Annotated in this window: 1 protein-coding gene; it reads left to right on the top strand. The window is 63.6% G+C overall.

Going from position 1 to position 1,661, the window contains the following annotated elements; genetic code table 11:
- Window positions 1-87: 87 nt before the first annotated feature.
- Window positions 88-1,239 carry an IS110 family RNA-guided transposase gene (locus HV744_RS36495; RefSeq protein WP_175154072.1) on the top strand — a complete coding sequence of 384 codons (1,152 nt, stop codon included), beginning with the start codon at window positions 88-90 and terminating at the stop codon, window positions 1,237-1,239.
- The last annotated feature ends 422 nt before the right edge of the window (window positions 1,240-1,661 follow it).

The following is a 1,661-nucleotide window of genomic DNA, read 5'->3' as shown; positions in this document are numbered from 1 at the left end:
TAGATGCTATGTGGGAGGGCAGCGGCAGTAAGCCCGACTGGAGTAAAACGTGGCTTGCATACTCGTTTTCTCCGAAGGAGCACGCAAATGGATGCGCCTGACACAGCCCTCCGTGGGCAGAATACGACGGCAGGTTGCCGCCTGTACATGGCTTTTGAACTGGGCGAGAAGAACTGGAAACTCTCACTGGGTGATGGCCGGCGCGCGCCCAGCCGTTATACCGTTGCCGCGGGTGATACCACAGCGGTTCTCACCGCCATCGCCAACGCGAAGGCGCGTTGCCATCTCGGCGCCGACGCACCGGTCTACAGCTGTTATGAAGCCGGCCGCGACGGCTTCTGGCTGCACCGCTGGCTGACCGAACAGGGCATCGTCAATCTCGTGGTGGATTCGGCCAGTATCGAGGTGAACCGTCGTGCCCGTCGCGCGAAGACGGACCGGCTTGACAGCGACAAACTGCTGTCGATGCTCATGCGCTATCACACGGGCGAGCGGCGGGTGTGGGCGGTCGCGCGCATCCCCACGCGTGAGCAGGAAGACGACCGGCGCCTGCACCGCGAGCTCGAACGCCTGCGGCAGGAGCGTACCGCGCATACCAACCGTATCCGCTCCCTGCTCGTGCTGCACAACCTTCGGGTCCGATATGTCGGTGGCCGGATCTGGACTCACTGGTGGGCACGGCAGCGCGAGCTGCTGGCGCCCGGTCTGCGCGCCGAGATTGATCGCGAATGTGAGCGGCTCACGCTGGTGCGCCAGCAGATCCGCACGCTCGAAGCGCAGGAGGACCGCGAGGTGCGTAGCGGCGCCCATCCCGGCATGGCGCTGCTGGCACAGCTTGCGGGCATCGGTACCGGCAGCGCGTGGACGCTCGTCAGGGAACTGTTCGGCTGGCGGCAGTTTCGCAATCGCCGGGAACTGGCCGGCTGCCTGGGCCTGACGCCCACGCCGTACGCCAGCGGCACCAGTGAGGTCGAGCTGGGTATCAGCAAGGCGGGCAACCGGCGATGCCGGTGGCTGATGGTCGAGCTCGCCTGGAGCTGGCTGCGTCTGCAACCGGACAGCCAGCTTAGCCACTGGTTCAACCAGCGCTTTGGCGGCACCGGCAAGCGGCTGCGGCGTATCGGGATCGTGGCGCTCGCACGGCGTCTGGCGATCGCCCTGTGGCGCTATCTCGAACACGGCGAGATTCCCGGCGGTGCGATACTCAAACCACAGGCTCTCAATATCGCGAACACCTGAATGACATCCGACGCAGCACGGCATCTAAAGGTCAACGCGCCCGGAACACCCTCGGGCTACCCACGCGGGTAGCCGTTTCCTTAGATGGGGCGCGTCGGTAACAGAGTGGTCCCAGCGCTTCGCGCATGCGGCATGAGGTGACCGGCCTGGTCGGCCGGCACGGATAGAAGGTCGACCCGGCACTGACCGGTCAACAGACACTCTGACCTGAATGACATTGACATGCCAGACTGCAAAGGGTGTATGCCACAGCGAGTCCTCTGCGTACAGGTAGTCTGTGGCCAGCCTGCGTCTGGTCGTAGCAGGCGACCGCGCAGGCTGGCCGTAGACCACGTGAAAGGAGTCTTACTTCGCATAACATAATTTTTATCTGAACAGGGCTTGACTTCTGATTCCCCATAGAAGAGGGTGTTAGGCACTTT

This window comes from Paraburkholderia ultramafica, from assembly GCF_902859915.1.
Lineage (GTDB): Bacteria > Pseudomonadota > Gammaproteobacteria > Burkholderiales > Burkholderiaceae > Paraburkholderia > Paraburkholderia ultramafica.
The sequence above is the reverse complement of the archived record's forward strand: the minus strand, read 5'-3'. Positions and strand labels throughout refer to the sequence as shown.

Bases quoted from the DNA above. Each gene is read 5' to 3' on its own strand.
- HV744_RS36495 (WP_175154072.1), top strand. From the start codon at position 88: ATGGATGCGCCTGACACAGCCCTCCGTGGGCAGAATACGACGGCAGGT.